Source organism: Azospirillum sp. UFLA03-27, from assembly GCF_059803775.1.
Genome location: NZ_JAUQTX010000499.1, coordinates 1 through 1,315 on the forward strand (window position 1 = coordinate 1; position 1,315 = coordinate 1,315).

General features: G+C 70.0%; 2 protein-coding genes. Both read left to right on the forward strand.

What is annotated here, in order from left to right:
• Nucleotides 1–417 (forward strand): electron transfer flavoprotein subunit beta/FixA family protein (locus Q4I23_RS32700; protein ID WP_498529004.1); only part of this gene is annotated, 417 nt, incomplete at its 5' end.
• A 35-nt stretch (nucleotides 418–452) separates the two neighbouring features.
• Nucleotides 453–1,315 (forward strand): electron transfer flavoprotein subunit alpha/FixB family protein (locus Q4I23_RS32705; RefSeq protein ID WP_498529005.1); only part of this gene is annotated, 863 nt, incomplete at its 3' end.

Genomic DNA, 1,315 nt, shown 5'->3' on the forward strand with positions numbered 1-1,315 from the left:
CTGGTCATCCTCGGCAAGCAGGCGATCGACGACGACTGCAACCAGACCGGCCAGATGCTCGCCGCCTTGCTGGGCTGGCCGCAGGGCACCTTCGCCTCCAAGGTCGTGCCGGGCGAGGGCTCGGTCACCGTGACCCGCGAGATCGACGGCGGCCTGGAGACGGTGCAGCTGACGCTGCCCGCCGTGGTCACCGCCGACCTGCGCCTCAACGAGCCGCGCTACGCCTCGCTGCCCAACATCATGAAGGCCAAGAAGAAGCCCATCGAGACGCTGGCCCCCGACGCGCTGGGTGTCGACGTGGCGCCGCGCCTGACCACGCTCAAGGTCGCCGAGCCGGCCAAGCGCAAGGCCGGCGTCAAGGTCGCCGACGTGGCCGCCCTGGTCGACAAGCTGAAGAACGAAGCCCGCGCGATCTGAGGGGCCAGTGTGCCTTGAAGGGAAAGTGATCTGACATGTCCATTCTCGTCATCGCCGAACACGACAACGCCGCGCTGAAGGCCGCCACGCTGAACGCGGTCAGCGCCGCCGCCAAGATCGGCGGAGAGATCCACGTTCTGGTCGCCGGCCAGGGCGCCCAGGCCGTCGCCGAGGCCGCCGCCAAGGTGGCCGGGGTGGCCAAGGTGCTGCTGGCCGACGACGCGGCCTACGCCCACCCGCTGCCGGAGAACGTCGCGCCGCTGGTCGTCAATCTCGCCAAGGGCTACGGCCATGTGCTGGCCGCCGCCTCGTCGGAGGGCAAGAACCTGCTGCCGCGGGTCGCCGCCCTGCTCGACGTCGCGGCGATCTCCGACATCACCGGGGTGGTCTCCGCCGACACGTTCGAGCGGCCGATCTACGCGGGCAACGCCATCGCCACGGTGAAGTCCGCCGACCCGATCAAGGTCGTCACGGTGCGCACCACCGCCTTCGAGGCGGCCGCCGCCACGGGCGGCTCGGCCACGGTGGAGAGCATCGCCGGGACGGGCGACGCCGGTTCGGCCAAGTTCGTCGGCCAGGAGTTGACGAAGTCGGAGCGTCCGGAGCTGACCCAGGCCAAGATCGTCGTGTCGGGCGGCCGCGGCATGCAGTCGGGCGAGAACTTCAAGCTGCTGGAGGCGCTGGCCGACAAGCTCGGCGCGGCGGTCGGTGCCAGCCGCGCGGCGGTCGACGCCGGCTTCGTGCCGAACGACTATCAGGTCGGCCAGACCGGCAAGATCGTGGCGCCCGAGCTGTACATCGCCGTCGGCATCTCCGGTGCCATCCAGCACCTCGCCGGCATGAAGGACAGCAAGGTCATCGTCGCGATCAACAAGGACGAGGAGGCGCCCATCTTCCA